General features: G+C 66.8%; 13 protein-coding genes. 6 read left to right on the plus strand and 7 right to left on the minus strand.

Features of this window, described 5'->3' with window-relative positions; genetic code table 11:
• The first annotated feature begins 177 nt into the window (after positions 1-177).
• Positions 178-1,497, plus strand: a complete 1,320-nt coding sequence (locus CFP71_RS22010; protein ID WP_244199782.1) for a hypothetical protein — start codon at positions 178-180, stop codon at positions 1,495-1,497.
• A 56-nt stretch (positions 1,498-1,553) separates the two neighbouring features.
• Here CFP71_RS22010 and CFP71_RS22015 read toward each other — a convergent pair whose 3' ends face one another.
• The 4 genes from CFP71_RS22015 to CFP71_RS22030 are packed head-to-tail and all read right to left on the minus strand — an operon-like array spanning position 1,554 to position 6,084.
• Positions 1,554-2,957 carry a GH1 family beta-glucosidase gene (locus CFP71_RS22015; RefSeq protein WP_208636007.1) on the minus strand — a complete coding sequence of 468 codons (1,404 nt, stop codon included), beginning with the start codon at positions 2,955-2,957 and terminating at the stop codon, positions 1,554-1,556.
• A 2-nt stretch (positions 2,958-2,959) separates the two neighbouring features.
• On the minus strand, positions 2,960-3,805 hold the full coding sequence (locus tag CFP71_RS22020; RefSeq protein ID WP_093935802.1) for a carbohydrate ABC transporter permease: 846 nt from the start codon (positions 3,803-3,805) through the stop codon (positions 2,960-2,962).
• Positions 3,802-4,782 (minus strand): carbohydrate ABC transporter permease, encoded by a 981-nt coding sequence (locus tag CFP71_RS22025; protein WP_093935804.1) that lies wholly within the window; start codon positions 4,780-4,782, stop codon positions 3,802-3,804. The genes CFP71_RS22020 and CFP71_RS22025 overlap by 4 nt, the downstream gene beginning before the upstream one ends.
• Positions 4,783-4,785: 3 nt before the next feature.
• Positions 4,786-6,084, minus strand: a complete 1,299-nt coding sequence (locus CFP71_RS22030; RefSeq protein ID WP_093935805.1) for an ABC transporter substrate-binding protein — start codon at positions 6,082-6,084, stop codon at positions 4,786-4,788.
• Positions 6,085-6,268: 184 nt separating this feature from the next.
• On the opposite strand from CFP71_RS22030, the gene CFP71_RS22035 reads away from it, so the two are divergent.
• Together CFP71_RS22035 and CFP71_RS22040 are read left to right on the plus strand one after the other, a co-directional pair.
• Entirely contained in the window at positions 6,269-7,315 is a 1,047-nt protein-coding gene (locus CFP71_RS22035) for a LacI family DNA-binding transcriptional regulator (protein WP_167406226.1), read from the plus strand.
• Positions 7,316-7,405: 90 nt separating this feature from the next.
• Positions 7,406-11,155, plus strand: a complete 3,750-nt coding sequence (locus CFP71_RS22040) for a glycoside hydrolase family 2 TIM barrel-domain containing protein (protein WP_093935807.1) — start codon at positions 7,406-7,408, stop codon at positions 11,153-11,155.
• Between the two features lie 96 nt (positions 11,156-11,251).
• On the opposite strand, the gene CFP71_RS22045 is transcribed toward CFP71_RS22040, so the two are convergent.
• Positions 11,252-11,887 carry a hypothetical protein gene (locus CFP71_RS22045; protein ID WP_093935808.1) on the minus strand — a complete coding sequence of 212 codons (636 nt, stop codon included), beginning with the start codon at positions 11,885-11,887 and terminating at the stop codon, positions 11,252-11,254.
• Between the two features lie 253 nt (positions 11,888-12,140).
• Between CFP71_RS22045 and CFP71_RS22050 the strand changes: the two genes are divergently transcribed.
• Positions 12,141-12,545 (plus strand): hypothetical protein, encoded by a 405-nt coding sequence (locus CFP71_RS22050; protein WP_093935809.1) that lies wholly within the window; start codon positions 12,141-12,143, stop codon positions 12,543-12,545.
• Here CFP71_RS22050 and CFP71_RS22055 read toward each other — a convergent pair.
• Together CFP71_RS22055 and CFP71_RS22060 are read right to left on the minus strand one after the other, a co-directional pair.
• On the minus strand, positions 12,523-13,077 hold the full coding sequence (locus CFP71_RS22055) for a hypothetical protein (RefSeq protein ID WP_093935811.1): 555 nt from the start codon (positions 13,075-13,077) through the stop codon (positions 12,523-12,525). The genes CFP71_RS22050 and CFP71_RS22055 overlap by 23 nt on opposite strands.
• A 40-nt stretch (positions 13,078-13,117) precedes the next feature.
• Positions 13,118-13,882, minus strand: coding sequence for a serine/threonine protein kinase (locus tag CFP71_RS22060; protein ID WP_093935813.1), 765 nt, complete (start codon positions 13,880-13,882; stop codon positions 13,118-13,120).
• A gap of 98 nt (positions 13,883-13,980) precedes the next feature.
• Here CFP71_RS22060 and CFP71_RS22065 point away from each other — a divergent pair, with 98 nt between their 5' ends.
• The gene (locus CFP71_RS22065; RefSeq protein ID WP_093935815.1) at positions 13,981-15,342 is read left to right on the plus strand and encodes an MFS transporter; all 1,362 of its coding nucleotides are present in this window, start codon (positions 13,981-13,983) and stop codon (positions 15,340-15,342) included.
• A 207-nt stretch (positions 15,343-15,549) separates the two neighbouring features.
• A complete protein-coding gene (locus CFP71_RS22070; RefSeq protein ID WP_093935839.1) occupies positions 15,550-16,803 on the plus strand; it encodes a DUF222 domain-containing protein in 1,254 nt (417 codons plus the stop codon).
• Positions 16,804-16,909: the final 106 nt, after the last annotated feature.

The following is a 16,909-nucleotide window of genomic DNA, read 5'->3' on the forward strand; positions in this document are numbered from 1 at the left end:
CGACTTCCGATTTATTTTCTTTTGTTCACAGCGATTCCCGATGATCGGTACTTGTGATGCGGATCATATTCATTGAGGGACGCAGAGGTCACTTCTAATGTTCGTCAGGTGACGGTTTCCGTACTGGGGATTACGCGCTCCGTCACCGCCCATTTCTTTGACCTGGAAGGTTCTTCGATGACGCCGAGATCCCGAAGACTGATCGCGACCGCGGTGACCGCGATGGGGACGTTCGCCCTGGTCGCCCCACCGGTGCAGGCCGCCGAAATCGCTGTGCCGTGTGACACGGGGGCACTGATCCAGGCGATCGCCGAGGCCAACTCCACCACGACGCCGGACACTTTGTCCTTGGCGGCGAATTGCGTCTACACCCTCACCGCGGTCGCGGACGCCGCTCACGAAGCCGGACTGCCCGCCATCAGGGAAAAGCTCACCATCAACGGCAACCACGCCACTATCGCCCGCGCCAAGGACGCACCCCAGTTCCGGATCCTTTCCAACCGGGGTGACCTGACACTCGACAAGGTCACGATCACCGGTGGTCACGCCCCTGACGGCATCGGAGTCGACTCCTACGGGTACGCGAAATCCGGAAGTTCCGGTGGCGGAATCCGCAACTGGGGGCCGCTGACCATCACCGACAGCGTCATCTCCGGCAACATCGCCGGCTCGGGTGCTCCCGGTGGTGACGCCACGGCCACCACCGAGGCCGGCAGTGGCGGGAGCGGAGGTTTCGGAGGTGGGATCGCCTCCTACGGCTCTTCCCAGGAGCCTTTGACGATCACGAACAGTTCCATTCTCGGCAACTCTTCCGGTTCCGGTGGCCGGGGTGGCAAAGGCATGGCCGCCAAACGGGGTGGCTCGGGCGGTTCGGGCGGATACGGGGGCGGCGCCAACGTGTCCACGGGCACCGTCCTGCGGATCACCGGCGGTGCTGTCACCGACAACATCTCCGGGAGCGGTGGTCACGGTGGTGCGGGTGGCCCCGATGGCGGCGTAGGCGGCAACGGAGGCAGTGGTGGAGTGGCCGGTGGCCTGCTGATGTCAACACGCCAAGGCGCACCGCTGAATCCGGTCATCACCGGCACCAAGATCGCCGGGAACCAAGCGGGTCGCGGCGGCGACGCCGGTGTCGAGGGACCCGGCGGCTACTCCGGAATCTCCGGCTACGGCGGCCAAGGTGGCGGGTTCGGCGTCTTCAACGACGATCTCACCCTCGACGGGGCCACGGTCGGCGACAACGTCGCGGGTGAACCCGGAACGGGCCGCTACCCGTCTCCCGCTGCCGGTGGAGGCATCTACACGATCAGCGCACGTGTCGCGCTGGTCAACGGGGCCGAGGTGAGCGGCAATCGGCCGGACAACTGCGCTTCCGTCGCGGACGTACCTGGTTGCGTGAACGCCTTCCGTGCGCACCGCGCCGTCGAAACCGGCGCTCAGGACCGCAGGATGGCCGAACTCGCCGAGGCGGAACGGGCAGCGGTCGCCGTCAGGTGACCTGAGTCGTCATGCAGGGTCCCTTCCGAGCGGAAGAGACCCTGCATGACGCCGTCTCAGCCCAGCCCGTTCAGCCTGATCGCCCTGGCGTACCAGAGCGCGCTCTGCTTCGGCGTCCGCCGCTGGGTGGCGTAGTCGACGTGCACGAGGCCGAACCGTTTGGCGTACCCCTCGGCCCACTCGAAATTGTCGAGCAACGACCAGTAGAAGTACCCGCGCAGGTCGACACCCGCCTCGATCGCCTCGTACGCGGCACGCAGATGCGAGTCGAGGAAGGCGATCCGGTCGGTGTCCGCGATCTCCCCGCCGACGACGACGTCCGGATAGGACGCGCCGTTTTCGGTGATGTACAACGGGACCGGCCGATACTCGCGATGGACCCGCAGGAGGCAATCGGTGAGCCGCGAAGGCTGAACCTCCCAGCCCGAGTCGGTGCGCGACGCCGCCTCGTCGGGCACGAAATGGACATCGGGGGCACCGAGCCAGTCGTCGCCCGCCGGTTCGCTGCCGGGCAGGGGAGTGCCCGCGACCTGATAGCCGCGGTAGTAGTTGATGCCCAGCCAATCGACCGGGGCGGCGATGGTCGCGAGATCGCCGTCTCGCACGAGCTCGCCGATCCCCAGCGGAGCGAGGTCGGCGAGCAGGTCCGCGGGGTAGGAGCCGCGAAGCACGGGGTCGAGGAAGAGCCGGTTCTGAAGACCGTCGACCCGGCGTGCCGCCTCGGCGTCCACAGTGGACGAAGGGTCCGTCGCGGACACCGGGTACAGGTTCAAGGTCACCCCGGACGACGCCGCCGGCGCGTGCCGCCGCAGGACGTCCATCGCCAGCCCGTGCCCCAGCAGGAGATGGTGCGCGGCCGCGACGGCGGCCCGGGGCTCCTTCCTGCCGGGAGCGTGGATCCCTCGCGCGTAGCCCAGCATCGCGGCACACCACGGCTCGTTCAGGGTGGACCAGCGCGTCACCCGGTCGCCCAGCCGCGCCACGATCGTTTCGGCGTACTCGGCGAACCGGAAGGCGGTCTCGCGAGTGGCCCAGCCGCCCTCGTCTTCCAGCGTTTGAGGGAGATCCCAGTGGTACAGCGTCGCCCAGGGCTCGACGCCCGCTTCGAGAAGCCTGTCGACGAGCCGGTCGTAGAACGCGATTCCCTCAGGATTCGGGGCACCGCCGTCGGGCCGGATCCGCGGCCACGACAGGGAGAACCGGTACGCCCCGAGCCCGAGCCGCCGCATCAGGTCGACGTCTTCGGCGTAGCGCCGGTAATGATCGGCCCCCGGTTCGCCGGTGTCGCCGCCGACCACGGCCCCCGGCCTGCGGGCGAAGACGTCCCAGATCGAGTCGGTGCGGCCGTCGACGGCCGTGGCGCCTTCGACCTGGAAGGCCGCGGTGGCGGCGCCCCACACGAATCCGGGCGGGAACAGCAGCGCGGTCTTCGCCCGGACACTGTCGGGATGAGCGGACATGGTCACCCTTTCACGGCACCTTGCATGATCCCGGCCACGATCTGGCGGCCGAGGAGGAGGAAGACGATGAGGATCGGGATGGTGGCCAGGGTGGTTCCGGCCAGCACCAGCGAATAGTCGACGTAGTAGCCGCTCTGGAGCTTCTCCAGTGCCAGCTGGACCGTGGGATTTCCGGCGTCCAGCACGACGAGCGGCCAGAGGAAGTCGTTCCACGAGGTCATGAACGTGAACATCGCCAGGATCGCCGCCGCCGGGCGGACCGCGGGCAGGCAGACGTTCCAGAAGATCCGGATCATGCTGCACCCGTCGACCCGCGCCGCCTCGATCAGTTCGTACGGCACCGCGTCCACCGTGTACTGGCGCATCCAGAAGACGCCGAACGCGGTCACCAGGTTGGGCACGATCACCGACTGGAGCCCGCCCGCCCAGCCGAACTCCGACATCGCCATGAACAACGGGATGACCCCGAGCTGGGTCGGCACGGCGAGCGTGACGACGATGAACACGAACAACCCGTTCCGGCCGCGGAACCGCAGTTTGGCGAACGCGAACCCGGCCAGCGCCGAGAACAGCACCGTGGTGAGCGTGACCGTGCCGGACACGATCAGGCTGTTCCCCAGCGCTTTCCAGAACGAGACGGTGTCGAACACGCGCGCCGCGTTGGCGAAGAAGTTCCCGCCCGGCAGGAACGGCGGGACCCGCTCGGTGAGCATCCCGCTGTCCCGGCTCGCCACCAGGAACGACCAGTAGAACGGGAAGAGCGAGCCCAGCACGAAGATCGTCAGCACGACGTAGGTCGCTCGGCGCGGTTTGCCCAGGGCCGAGACCCTCGGTTCGAGTGTGGTCATTTCTTCTTCACCGCCGCGAGCCTCCCGGTGAGGAAGAAGTTCACCAGCGCGATCAGCACGATGATCAGGAACAGCACCCACGCGATCGCGGAGGCGTAGCCGAGTTCGTAGTTCTCGAAGGCCGTTTGGTACAGGTACAGCGTCACCGTCTGGAACTGGTTGGACGAACCGCCGTTGTTCGACCCCGGCATGGCGTCGAACAGCTTGGGCTCGGTGAAGATCTGCAAGCCGCCGATCGTCGAGGTGATCGTGACGAAGATCAGCGTCGGCTTCAGCAACGGCAGGGTGATACTGCGGAACCGGCGTGCCGGGCCCGCGCCGTCGATGACGGCGGCCTCGTGCAGTTCCTTCGGGATGGCCTGCATGGCCGCCAGGACGATCAGCGCGTTGTAACCGGTCCAGCGCCAGTTCACCATGATCGCGATCGCGACATGGCTGCTGAACCGGTCGGCCTGCCAGTCGACCGGGTCCAGTCCGATCGTCTGCAACAGGCCGTTGACCAGGCCGTACTTCGGTCCGAACAGGTTCGCGAAGATGATCCCGAGCGCCACCAGGCTCGCGGCGTAGGGGAGCAGGACCCCGACCCGCCAGCCGGTCGCCCCGCGCAGCCGGGCGCTGAGCAACGCCGCCAGGAGCACCGCGATGATCAGCTGGGGGACGCTGGAGAGCAGGAAGATGCTGACGGTGTTCTCGAGCGCGTTCCAGAACTGCGTGTCGGCGAACAGTTCCTTGAAGTTGTCCAGCCCGATGAAATCCGGATCGTCGTCGCCCGCTTCCCAGCTGAACAGCGACACGTATGCCGTGTACAGCAGCGGGAACAGCCCGACGATCCCGAAGACCACGAAGAACGGGGCGATGTAGAGGTACGGCGAGACTTTGACGTCCCAACGGCTGAGCCGGTGGCGGAGGGTGGGCCGGGGCGACGTACGCGCCCCGGCCTTCGCCTCGTCAGGCTTGATCTTGTCGACGACGGTCATCGGTCAGCGCGTGATCTTCTTCGCGGCGTCGAGCAGTTGCGTCCAGCCCTCGTCGGGCGATTTGCCCTGCTCGACGGCTTGGAGCGCCGGGCTCGACGCGTTCTCCTGGATCTGGCCGTCACCGGGGCCCTTGTACTGCGGTTTGGCGACCTTCTTGGCCTGCTCGGCGAACAACCGGCCGATCTTCGCCCCGCCGAAGTAGGCGTCGGTCTCGCTCAGCAGCGCCGGGTCCTCCAGCGCCTTGACCTGACTGGGGAAGGTGCCCTTCGCCTGGAACGCCTTGATCTGCTGCTCGGGCGCGGTCAGCCAGGCGGCGAGTTCGGCCGCCTCCTTCGGATGCTTCGACTGCGTGGGCACGGTCAGGTACGAACCGCCCCAGTTCCCGCCGCCACCGGGGAAGGCCGCGGTGACCGCCCACTTGCCGGCGTTCTCCGGACCGGAGTGCTCCTCGATCACGCCGAGCATCCACGCGGGGCACACCTTCGTGGCGAACGCGCCCTGCTTGAACCCGGAGTTCCACTCGTTGCTGAACGCGGTCAGCTTGGCCGACTGTCCTTTCGCGACAGCGCCGGTCACCTTCGTCCAGGCGTCCTTGATGCCCTGGTTCGAATCCAGTGTCGGCTTGTCGTCGGGTCCGATGTAGCCGGTGGGGAGCTGGTTGACCATGGCGTTGAAGTTCTGCGCGGCCGAGTCGAACCACGCCTTCCCGCCGGTCTTCGCGACGTACTGATCGCCCGCGGCGAAGTAGCTGTCCCAGGTCGCGAACAGCGGTTTGACGGCTTCGGGGTCGGACGGCAGGCCCGCCGCCTCCAGCATGTCCTTGCGGTAGCACATGGCCAGCGGGCCGATGTCCGTGCCGTAGCCGATGACCTTGCCGTCCTTGGTCTTCGCCGCGTCGTACTTCCAGCCGAGCCAGCGGTCGGGGGAGGCGTCCGCCGGGCCGATCCCGGGCAGGTCGTTGAACTTCGAACCCTTGTCGAGGACGTTGGACAGATGCCCTTCCTCGACCGCGGTGACGTCGGCGAGGCCGGAACCCGCTGCCAGTTTCGTGATCAGATCCTGGTGATACGGCCCGCCCTGGCCGGTTTTCCGGTGGGTGATCTTGATGTTCGGGTGCAGCCGTTCGTACTCGGGAATGAGCGCCTCGTAGCCGAACTCGGTGAACGTCGCCAGCGACAGCTCGACCTTCGCGTTCGGATCCGACGCGGCGGGTGTCCCGCCGTCGTCACCACCGCACGCCGCCAGGCCGACCGTCATCGTGATACCCAGTGTCAGCACCAGGCCGTTCCGGATCCTTCTCACGTCTTTGTCCCTTGCTGATGGGGTGAAGGAGAAACTGGGAGCGCTCCCAGGGATGCGCAGAGTTTGTCCCCCGAGGCGAGATCGTGTCAAGAGCTTGTAATGAGAGTGTTTCCGCCTACGGGAGCGCTCTCAGTGCCGACGGCCGCCGGACACTAAGCTGTCGGTGTCCGGATGGCGCTGAAGGGTGAAGGTGACGCGGGTGGGGGCTCGACCAGAGGAAGACGGCAGGCCGACGCTGGAAGACGTCGCCGCGTCCGCCGGGGTCAGCCGGTCGACGGCGTCCCGGGCGCTGAACGACGACGGCTACGTCAGCGCGCGTTCGCGAGAGAGGGTCCAGGCCGCTGCCCGCGAACTGGGCTACTCCCCGAACCAGGCGGCGCGGTCCCTGGTGACCAGGCGGACCGGGGCGGTCGCGGTCGTGCTGTCGGAGCCGGAGGCACGGCTGCTCGACGACCCGTACCGCACCGCGGTCATGCGAGCGGGCTATCGAGAACTCGCCGACGTCGGCTGCCAGATGGTCTTGATCTTCAGCGACACCCGGGAGGACCTCGAACGCACGGTGCGGTTCCTGGACGGCGGGCATGTCGACGGCGTGCTGGTGTTCGCGCCGCACCGGACCGACCCGCTGCCCAAGGCGTTGCGGCAGTTGAGGATCCCGGTGGTGTACGGCGGGCAGGCGGCCGGGCTCAAACGTGGTGTCCACGTCGTCGACTTCGACAACGAGGGCGGCGCGAAGCTGGCGGTCGCGCATCTGGTCGAGTCCGGGCATCGCCGGATCGCCACGATCGCCGGCCCGCAAGACCAGAGCGCGGCGATCGACCGGCTTTCCGGCTGGCGCAAGACCCTGCTCGACGCGGGACTCGACCCGACGGGCCTGGTCGAAGAAGGCGACTTCACGCTGACAGGCGGGGCGAAGGGGATGTCGAACCTGCTCGCGCGGCGTCCCGACCTCGACGCCGTCTTCGTGGCGAGCGACATGATGGCCCTCGGCGCGCTCCGCACCCTGCATTCCGCCGGACGGCGGATCCCGTCGGACGTCGCGGTCGTCAGCTTCGACGACAACGCGACGCTGGCACCGGAGATGGACCCGCCGCTGACGTCGGTCCACCAGGATCCGCGGGAGCAGGTCCACGCGATGGTCGAGACGCTGCTCGCGGTGATGGACGACCGTGATCTCAAGCCCCGCCAGCGGATCTTGCCGGTCTCGCTCACGCGTCGCGCCTCCAGCTGAATTCGATCTCGGTCTTCCTCCTGGTGACGATTTACGAGATCGTCGAGGAGTCGGTCATCAGCCGACGGTCCCTCATCGGGAGGTAACGCAGTGCCGCGCATACGCCTCGTCGTCTTGAGCCTGATGGTCGCCGCCGGGTCCCTGGCAGGCGCCGGATCGCCCGCCGCCGCCGACGGACCACCAGGAGACGTCCAGTCCTACCTCGACGATCCACGGAAAGTGGCGGAAGGACAGGAGCCGGCGCATGCCTTCCTGCGCCCGTACGCCGACGTGTCCGCCGCCGCTCGCGGAGACGAGCGGAGCCCGTACAGCCGCTCTCTCGACGGCAAATGGCGGATCGCGATGGCGGACAACCCGGCACAGGTCCCGGCGGGATTCCACGACGACGGTTACGACGTGTCGAGCTGGCGCGAGGTGTCCGTGCCGCACACGTGGCAGACGGACGGCCTCGACCATCCGATCTTCCGCAACATCGCCACCGAGATCCAGCCCGACGACCCGCCGCGCGTCCCGCGCGACGTCAACCCGACCGGCGCCTACGTCCGCGACTTCGACCTGCCCGCGGACTGGACGAAACGCGAGACGTTCCTTCGGTTCGACGGGGTGACGTCGGCGTACTTCGTCTGGGTCAACGGGAAGTACATCGGCTACGACCAGGGCGGCTACACGCCGGCGGAGTTCGACATCTCGTCCGCGTTGAGGCCGGGGCCGAACCGGATCGCCGTGCAGGTGCACCGCTGGAGCGCGGGCGCCTACCTGGAGGACGTCGACCAGTGGCGGTACTCGGGCATCTTCCGCTCGGTGACCCTGCATTCCGCACCGGGGACGTTCATCCAGGACGTCGGGCTGACGACCGACCTCGACGCGACCTACACCGACGCCACCCTCAAGGCCGCCGTCGAGGTCGCCACCAAACCCGGCGGGACGACGGGCAAGCACCGCGTCGGACTGAGCCTGCGCGACACGGCGGGCAAGGAAGTCGGGGTCACGAGCGGCGAAGTCGAGGCAGGCGGCAAGACGTCGCTGAGCCTGCCCGTCCGCGACCCCGCGAAATGGACCGACGAGACACCGAACCTCTACACGGCCGTCCTCACGCTGACCGCGCCCGACGGCCGGGTCACGCACATCACCAGCGAGACGGTCGGGTTCCGCGAGATCGAGATCCGCGACAAACAGCTGCTGGTCAACGGGAAGCGCGTGCTGTTCAAGGGCGTCAACCGCGCGGAGACCGATCCCGATCACGGCAGGTACGTGCCTCGTGCCGCGCAGGAGCGCGACGTCGCGCTGATGAAGCAGCTCAACGTCAACGCCGTCCGTACCTCGCATTACCCGTCCGACCCCTACTTCTACGAACTGGCCGACCGGAACGGGCTCTGGATCGACGACGAGATCGACATCGAGACCCACAACCACGAGAACTGCGCGAGCTACTGCCAGGCGAACGACCCGGCCTGGCGTGACGCGTTCTTCGACCGCATGATCGGCATGGTCGAGCGGGACAAGAACCATCCGAGCGTCTTCCTCTGGGACACCGGCAACGAGGCCGGTCTCGGCGCGCATCACTTCGCGCTGGCGGACTGGCTGAAGGCGAACGAGCCGACCCGGCCGATCTACCACCAGTCCAACAGCCCCGACGGCGACGCGCCCTTCGCCGACGTCTGGGGGCCGAGGTACCCGTCCCCGGAGAAGTTCGCCGAACAGGCGAAGAGCACGACGAAACCGCTGATCTTCGGCGAGTACGCCCACGCGATGGGCAACAGCCTGGGGAACTTCCGGGAGTTCTGGGACACGATCCGGGCGAATCCGCAGACCCAGGGCGGGTTCATTTGGGATTGGGCGGAGCAGAACATCCGGCAGCGGATTCGGACCACGCCGGATTCGTCCGGCAACGGCATCTCGGCGCACGTGACCGGCAAGCCGGATCTCGTCGACGGTCATCGAGGCAAGGCGCTGGCCCTGTCCGGATTCGACGATTTCGTCGAGGTCTACCGCGACCGGAAACTCGACATCACCGGTAAGGCACTGACCCTCGACGCCTGGGTGAAGCCGGGGAAGTGGACCGGTGACTTCCGCATCCTCGGCAAGGGCGACCACCAGTACGCGCTGAAGATGAAGACGAAGGACACCCTGGAGTTCTTCATCCACAGTGGAACTTGGCAGGCGGTCCAGGCCAAGGTGCCCGCCGACTTCTACGGTGACTGGCACCGGGTTAGTGGTACGTATGACGGCACGGCCCTGCGGCTCTACCTCGACGGCAAGGAGATCGGGAGCAAGCCGTTCACCGGCGCGATCGACTCTTCTTCGGCCGAGGTCAACGTCGGCCGTGACTTCGAGACGTCGTGGAACGACCCGTCGAACATCGGCTGGATGGGACGAGGCGCCGTCGACGACGTCCGCATCTACGACAAGCCACTGTCCGCCGCGGAGTTGTCCGGTGCCAATCCGGTGGGTGGCGCTGTTTTGGCGCTGGACTTCGACAGCGTGGCGGACCAGGGGACTCATCTGTCCTACGGCTCCAGTCTGTCCGGTGTGGACGGTCTGATCGGCTCGGACCGTTCGGCGCAACCGGAGACCGCGCAGATGGCGTGGGCGCACCAGCCGCTCCGGTTCGCCTACTCCGGCGGCGCGTTGTCGGTGACCAGTGAACGGCAGTTCAAGGGCACCGACGAGCTGAACCTGCGGTGGCGGATCTCCGAAGGCTCTCGAACCGTGACGCGCGGCGAGCAGCCGTTGCGGGTCGGTGCCGGTTCGACCGGACAGATCTCCCTGCCGGTGCCGCCGAATCCCGCGGACCGCGAGCGGTTCCTCACCGTCGAGGCCGTGACGACCCAGGGCGAGCCCATGCTCGCGCGAGGTCATGTCCTGGCGCACGACCAGTTCTCCCTGGGTGGGAAGCGAGTCCCGGGCCTGGACCGCACGCCGCTCGAGGGGAAGTCCGTCGACGTCGTCGAAGACGCGGCTTCGGTGACAGCTTCGGCGGCCGGGGTCGTGTACGAAGTGGACAAAGCCACCGGCGCGCTGACGTCCATCCGGCATCAGGGCAAGGAACTGCTCACCGGCGGGCCGAAGCTCGACGCGTGGCGGGCACCCATCAGCAACGAGACCTTCGCCTGGGGCCGGGCCGAGGGTGAGGACTGGCGCAAGGCCGGGCTGGACCGGTTGAAGACCACCGTCACGGGGGTCCGGGTCGAGAAGGACGGCTCGCGAAGCGTGCGGGTGATCGTGGACAGCCGGGTCGCGGCGCCGGACGTCACCGGGGCGTGGTTCGACCAGACGATGACCTACACCGTCGACCGGACCGGGACCTTGAGTCTCGGGAATCGCGTAGTGCCGCAGGGGAGCGTGCGCACTCTGCCGTACCTGCCCCGGATCGGTGTCTCGCTGGCGGTGCCGGACCGCTACGACCGCTTCGCCTGGTACGGGCGGAAGGCCGAGAGCTATGTCGACCGCAAGGACGGCACGCCGATCGGAGTGCAGTCGAGCACGGTGGATCAGCAATACGTCGAGTACCACCGGCCGCAGGATCACGGCAATCACACCGACAGCCGGTGGGCGCTGCTCACCGACGGCCGGACCGGCGGCCTGCTGGTCGGGGGAGCGAACGACGTCAGCGTGACGCCGTTCGACGACCTCGACCGGGCGGCGTATCCGTTCCAGTTGCAACGCAACAAGGGCTGGTTCACCCTGCACGCGAGCCACGCGGTGACCGGGGTCGGGGACACGCCCAACCCGGTGCGGGAACGCAGTCAGGTGCGGCAGGACCGCACCTACGAGTACACGCTGTCGCTGCGGCCACTGACGTCGCAGGAAGCGCGGGCGGGGCTGCCTGCCGGCGGCTGATCTCCGGCGGTCGGGTGGTGTCGCGAAAGCCACGTTCGGGACGTCAGGTGTCCCGAACGTGGCTCTCGCGACTCTCGTTCGCGAGAAATCATCCGACTAGCGGAAAAGCTTGTAATTGAGCACGATGTAGCCGGAATTGTCGTCGATCTTGACGTCATTGACGCCGATCCAGCCGACCGTCCCCTTGGACGTCCTCAAGCAATGTTTCCCGCCGGTCGAAATCACCTCCGGCCCCGGGACCACGTCCTTTCCCTCGGAAACGATCTTCGGGCATGCCACTTTGGCTTCCTGCTCGGTTCCGTAGTAGTAGAACAAGCCCGAACGATTGGACGTCAGATTGCCCCCGTCGTAGAAGAGGTCGATATCGCCATTGGGCCCCGTGGCGGAGACCGGGGCGACGCGGGATCCGTCGAGGTCGGCCCCCGTGCCCGCATCGATCTTGACCTGCTCGGGGACGCCTTCGGCAGGCTTGTCCTCCTGCGGTTGTGTGCCGGAGGCGGCTTGCGACGACGACCCGGACGTGGACGGCGAACCTTGGGCCTCGGCGCCTTTCGCCGGTTGCGAACCGGTGTTGATGAGTGCCACGACTATCGCGCCGACCAGGCCCAACACCGCGGTTATCGCGGCCGCCATAATCGCTCCGCGCCGACTGACAAGCGCCGCGGTCACGGCTGGATCCGAGGTCTTTCCGGCCCGGTCGGTTTTGGACTTGACATGGTCGTTGTTCGTCACATTGTCTCCCCTGTCGAAAATATGCCGGAGGAGATTACAACAAGATCGAAGAGAGACGCGGGTGGCCGTTCGTGAGCGACATTGAAACCTCTGGTGATTTGGTCATCGCGCGCTCGATTCACTCCACAGGGCTAAAGTTTCGGTGTCGGAACACGTACGGGCCGCCGCTGTCCGGGTGATGTCGGGCCGCGCCCGGTGTCTCGACCCTTGTAGTCGCTAGTCTTGATCTTCGACTGCGAGGGAGACTGAATTCATGGCGGAATGGGCCGATCTGGTCGCGTTCGTACGGCACGAATATCGGGTGGTTAAGGACGAACCGGACGAAATTCGCATCCGGTTGTCCTACGGCGACGACGATTTCGAGGAGCGGGCCCAGACCGTGGTCATCGCTCGGGAGATCTTCGACCGCCGCGAGGACTGGGTGCAGATCGCGACGCCGTTCGCGCGGGTCGACGAGGTCGACCTGGCGACCGTGCTGACCGAGATCGGCAACACGATCGTCGTCGGGGGACTGGTGGTCATGGGAGACCATCTGGTGCTGCGCCATTCCCTGCCGCTGGTGAACCTCGACATCAACGAGTTCACCGACCCGCTCGAACTCGTCGCCGGTTCGGCGGAGCTGTTGGAACAGCAGTTCACCGGACGCGACGACTACTGACCTCGGCGACCTCTTCGAAGGAGGTCACGCGTTCGCATTCCTCTTCGGTGAGCTTGTTGATCGCTGCCCGGTACGCCTGCGCTTGGGTCGTACTGGGCAGTTCACCGGCGAGGAGCCCCGGAAGCCCGAGTTCGAAGCCGCACCTGGCCCGCGCACCGTAGCGGTGCCGGGTGCGGGCGACGGCGGTGGCGACACGAAGCCCGTGCTCGGTCCCCGGCGGCGTCGCCGGCCTGTCGGTCTCGATCGCCGCGAACCGGAACCCGTTGGCCTGATCGCACTGTCCGCAGCCGGTGGGACCCGAACCGAGTCCGTCGCCGCAGCTGGCGCAGCGCAGCCTGTCGAGAGCGGCGTCGACCACTCGCCATTCGAACGCGGAGGTGTCGGCGAGGACCATTTCGGCGAGGTCGGATTCTTCCTTGCCGCCGGTGGTGACGCCGTATTCCGCGAGGAACAGCCGCCAGCGATCGTCGATGGTCGCTTCGACGGTCAGCAAGGCCTCGGCGGGACGGCCGCCGCGCGGAAGAGCGGTCATGAATCGGGACTTTAAGGGGCTTTCGGCCTGATCGCGATCGCTATTTGGCGCTGAGCAGGGTGTCGGCGTCGATGCAGAGATGGCCGTCTTGGGAAACGACCGTCAGCTCGTGGGTTTCCGTGGGGGAGGGGCGGCCGTCGCGGTAGTGCAGCGTGATGCGGACCCGGACGGTCTTCGCGGAGGTGGCCGACGCGCTGTGGACGTCCACCGCGCTGATCCGGCCCCAATGGGCTTCGTAATCGCTCAGGCCGCGGCGCTGGAGGTTCGGCCCGATGAGCGGCCAGCCCGCCTTGGTATCCGGCATCAGCCGGTAGTAGCCGGTGACGAACATGGCGATGTCCTCGTTCGCGGCCGCCCTTGGCACGGTGGACGTCGTGGTGGGGACCGGGAGCGTGGTGGTCGTCGACGACGGTGGCGGGGTCGGGCGCGGCTCGATCACGGCGGGAAGCGGGGTGCCGGCGGTCTGGATGGAGCCCGCGAAGTGCACGCCCACGAAAATGGCCGCCAGCAAAGAACCCGACACGCCCAGGATCAGGAACACCAGCCAGACGTTGACCTGCGATTGGTGGACGTTGTAGACGTTCGTCGTGCCGCCGGATTTCGCGTCGCCGCTCTCGCCGTCCCGGCGGCTGAGGACCTGCGAAATCCCGCTGATCAGCCCGGTCGCGACGGTGAAGGCGACGACGAGACCCCACGCCAGGAAACTGGTCTTGAGGTCGGTCGCGAAGTTGATCGCGGTGCCGAGTGCGGCGGCGATGAAAGCGCCGAGCAAGGACCAGAACCATACAGAACCCGCCCGGTTCACGATCGTCTCCTTCGCGTGCGGAAGCCGTCGGCTTACAACTCGCGAGGTGGCCGGACCTTGTTACCGCAGATGGCATCCGTGGCCCTATCGTGATCGGTATGCGCGCACTGGGTGGAGCGGCTTCCAAATGGGGTGGTCTCGTAGCCTTGCTCGCGGGATTCTTCGTGCTCCTGCTCGACACGACGATCGTCGCTGTGGCGAGCCCGAGGATCCAGGCCGACCTCGGCGGGGATGTCGCCGCGCTGTTCTGGGTGACGGCGGGCTACCTGCTGGCGTTCTCGGTCCCGCTGCTGGTCGCCGGGCGGCTCGGCGACCTCTTCGATCCGAAGCGCGTCTACCTGGTCGGCATGGCGGCCTTCGCGGTGTCCTCCGCGCTGTGCGGGCTCGCGCCCACGATCGAGTGGCTCATCGCCTTCAGGATCCTGCAAGGCCTGGCGGCGGCCGCGATGTCTCCTCAACCACTGACGCTGATCCGGCGGCTGTTCAACGAGGACGAGCGAGGTCGCGCTTTCGGCATCTGGGGTTCCGTCGCCGCCGCTGCCACGTTGCTCGGACCGATCCTGGGTGGGCTGCTGACGGCGAGCCTCGACTGGCGCTGGATCTTCCTGGTCAACGTTCCCCTCTGCGCCATCGCGGTCGTCATGGGAATCCGCCTGATTCCGGGCAGCCCCGGCGGTGTCGCCCGGTTCGACCTGATCGGTGCCGCGCTGAGCACGGCGGGCCTGACTCTTCTCGTGTGGGCCCTGCTGTCCTGGGACGCGCTGTCATTGCCTGCCGCGGCGATCGCAGTCGCGCTGCTCGTCGGTTTCTGGATTCGAGAACGAGGCCAAGGCGCGGACGCGCTCGCACCCCTTCGGCTCTATCGCTCGTCCGGGTACCTGAACGCGAGCATCGCGATGGCGTCCCTCGGTGCGACTGTCCTCGCGATGGCGCTCCCCATCATGCTGTACCTCCAAGAAGAACGCGGTTTCGGACCTTTCGAAGCCGCCGTGGCCCTCGCTCCGGACGCCGTCGTCGCGATCCTGCTGTCGCCCCCGGCCGGCCGCTGGGTCGATCGGGTGGGCGGGCGCCGACCGGCGACACTCGGCATGAGCCTGCTCGCGGTGAGCTTGCTGCTCATGGGTCTTGTCGTCGTGTCGGGCCTGAATCCTTGGTGGATAACGGTGGGAGCCGCGCTTCTGGGAGCCGCCAACGCCATGGCTTGGTCGCCGCTTTCCGCCATCGCGATGGCTTCCGTGGATCCGGACGCGGCAGGTGGCGCTTCGGGTCTGTTCAATACGGTCAGGCAGGTGGGCGCGGTGGCGGGAGTGGCGGTGACCGGCGCGATCCTGGCGGCGCTCGCGGCAAGGCCGGTCTTGGCTTTCGGTGTCGTTTTCGGGTTCATTCTTCTTGTTGCGGTCGGTGGTGTTGTCGCCGCGTTCCGGCTTCCTGCGCGGGTGCGGGCGGCGGCTTCGGTTTAAGGATTTTCTGCGGTTTGATTGCTGTGTCTTGGTGATCGGCACTGGGCTGGTTTCGCTGTCTCTGCATCCGCCGGGAGATGCGCCACGACGGACGTAAAGGTCTCAGCATGACAAGGCCTTTAATTCACTCGTCAGTGGGAAATGTGCCAGTTGATGGTGACCTAAAATTACGAACACGTGTTCGAAATTTGGGTGTATTATGGAGTTGTGTCCGAGACCTTCCTTCCCGAACTCCCGCAGGAGTTGTGGCGTGCCGGCAAGCTGGAGCTTGCTCATGGCGTGCAGCAGTTCTTGCAGTTGATGCGGGTCGCGTCCGCTGCTCTGGGGCAGTTTTTGGCGGAGGTGGAGTCTCGGGGTTCGAAGGACTTGTATGGCTATGGGTCGACGGCGGCGTGGTTCGCTGATGTGGCGGGGCTGTCGCGGGGTGAGGCGCAGTCGGTGGTGAAGCGGGCGATCGCGTTGAACCCGACTCGTGCTTTGGATGGCAGTGAGGTTCCGGCCTTTGCGCCGACTGTAGGTGCGGCGGCCGCCGAGGGCATGATCGGGGATGAGCGGATCGACCAGATCCTGGAGATCTTGGGGAAGATCCCAGCGGACACGTCGGCCGAGGATCGGGAAAGTGCGGAGAAGATCCTCGGGAACCTGGGCCGTGGCGCTGGTCCACGGCAGGTGACGAAGGCTGGCGAGGACATCCTCGGCTGGCTGGATCCCGACGGGAACGAACCCAAAGACCCCGAGCCGAAGCAGCCACGCCGGGAAATCACCCTTGAACGCCGTCGGGATGGGTTCTGGAAACTCACCGGCCTGCTGGATGACGAGCTGGGAGCCCGGACAGCGGCCGCGCTGGAGGCGTATGCGAAGCCTCGGCCGGTGGACGAGTTCGGCCAGGCTGACTTGCGGATGAAGTGTGAACGCCAGGGCGATGCCTGGGCCGAGCTCCTCGATCTGGCGATCGCCAGCCCGGATCAGCACGGTACCAGCGGGTACCGGACGTTGGTGCACGTGACCATCGGCCTGGAAGAGCTGAAGACCGGGATCGGGAAAGCCTGTCTCGATTTTGTCGGGACCATGACCGCCCGCGAGGCGCGCATGGCCGCTTGCGACTGCCTCATGCTCTCGGTCGTGCTCAACGCCGCCGGGGAACCCTTGGACGTGGGACGGCTGAGACGGTTTGTCACCCCAGGCCAACGCCGCGCCCTCAACATCCGAGACCGGGGCTGTGCTTTCCCGGGGTGTCATCGGAAACCGAAGAACTGTCACGCCCACCATATTGAGCACTGGGCGGACGGTGGCCCGACTGATCTCCGGAATCTCGTGCTGCTGTGCGGTTTTCATCATCGGCTGATCCACCACGGTGACTGGCAAGTCCGAATGGCGGCTGACGGGTTACCGGAGTTCATTCCGCCCCAGTATTTGGATCCGCTACGAAGATCCCGGCGCAACACCCTCCACCGCGCCTGAACTCCCTGCATGACCCGAGGAGCCTGTCGGCCACACCGGCGACGGGCTCCTCGGCATGCCCGGATGTGGCCAAGGTGTCCGGTCAGGTACCAAGTCCGTGAAGGCC

This window comes from Amycolatopsis thailandensis (assembly GCF_002234405.1).
Lineage (GTDB): Bacteria > Actinomycetota > Actinomycetes > Mycobacteriales > Pseudonocardiaceae > Amycolatopsis > Amycolatopsis thailandensis.

Excerpts from the sequence above, each read along its gene's own strand:
- CFP71_RS22015 (WP_208636007.1), bottom strand. The coding sequence starts at position 2,957 with ATGTCCGCTCATCCCGACAGTGTCCGGGCGAAGACCGCGCTGCTGTTC.
- CFP71_RS22050 (WP_093935809.1), top strand. The coding sequence starts at position 12,141 with ATGGCGGAATGGGCCGATCTGGTCGCGTTCGTACGGCACGAATATCGG.
- CFP71_RS22020 (WP_093935802.1), bottom strand. The coding sequence starts at position 3,805 with ATGACCACACTCGAACCGAGGGTCTCGGCCCTGGGCAAACCGCGCCGA.
- CFP71_RS22010 (WP_244199782.1), top strand. The coding sequence starts at position 178 with ATGACGCCGAGATCCCGAAGACTGATCGCGACCGCGGTGACCGCGATG.
- CFP71_RS22025 (WP_093935804.1), bottom strand. The coding sequence starts at position 4,782 with ATGACCGTCGTCGACAAGATCAAGCCTGACGAGGCGAAGGCCGGGGCG.
- CFP71_RS22065 (WP_093935815.1), top strand. The coding sequence starts at position 13,981 with ATGCGCGCACTGGGTGGAGCGGCTTCCAAATGGGGTGGTCTCGTAGCC.
- CFP71_RS22055 (WP_093935811.1), bottom strand. The coding sequence starts at position 13,077 with ATGACCGCTCTTCCGCGCGGCGGCCGTCCCGCCGAGGCCTTGCTGACC.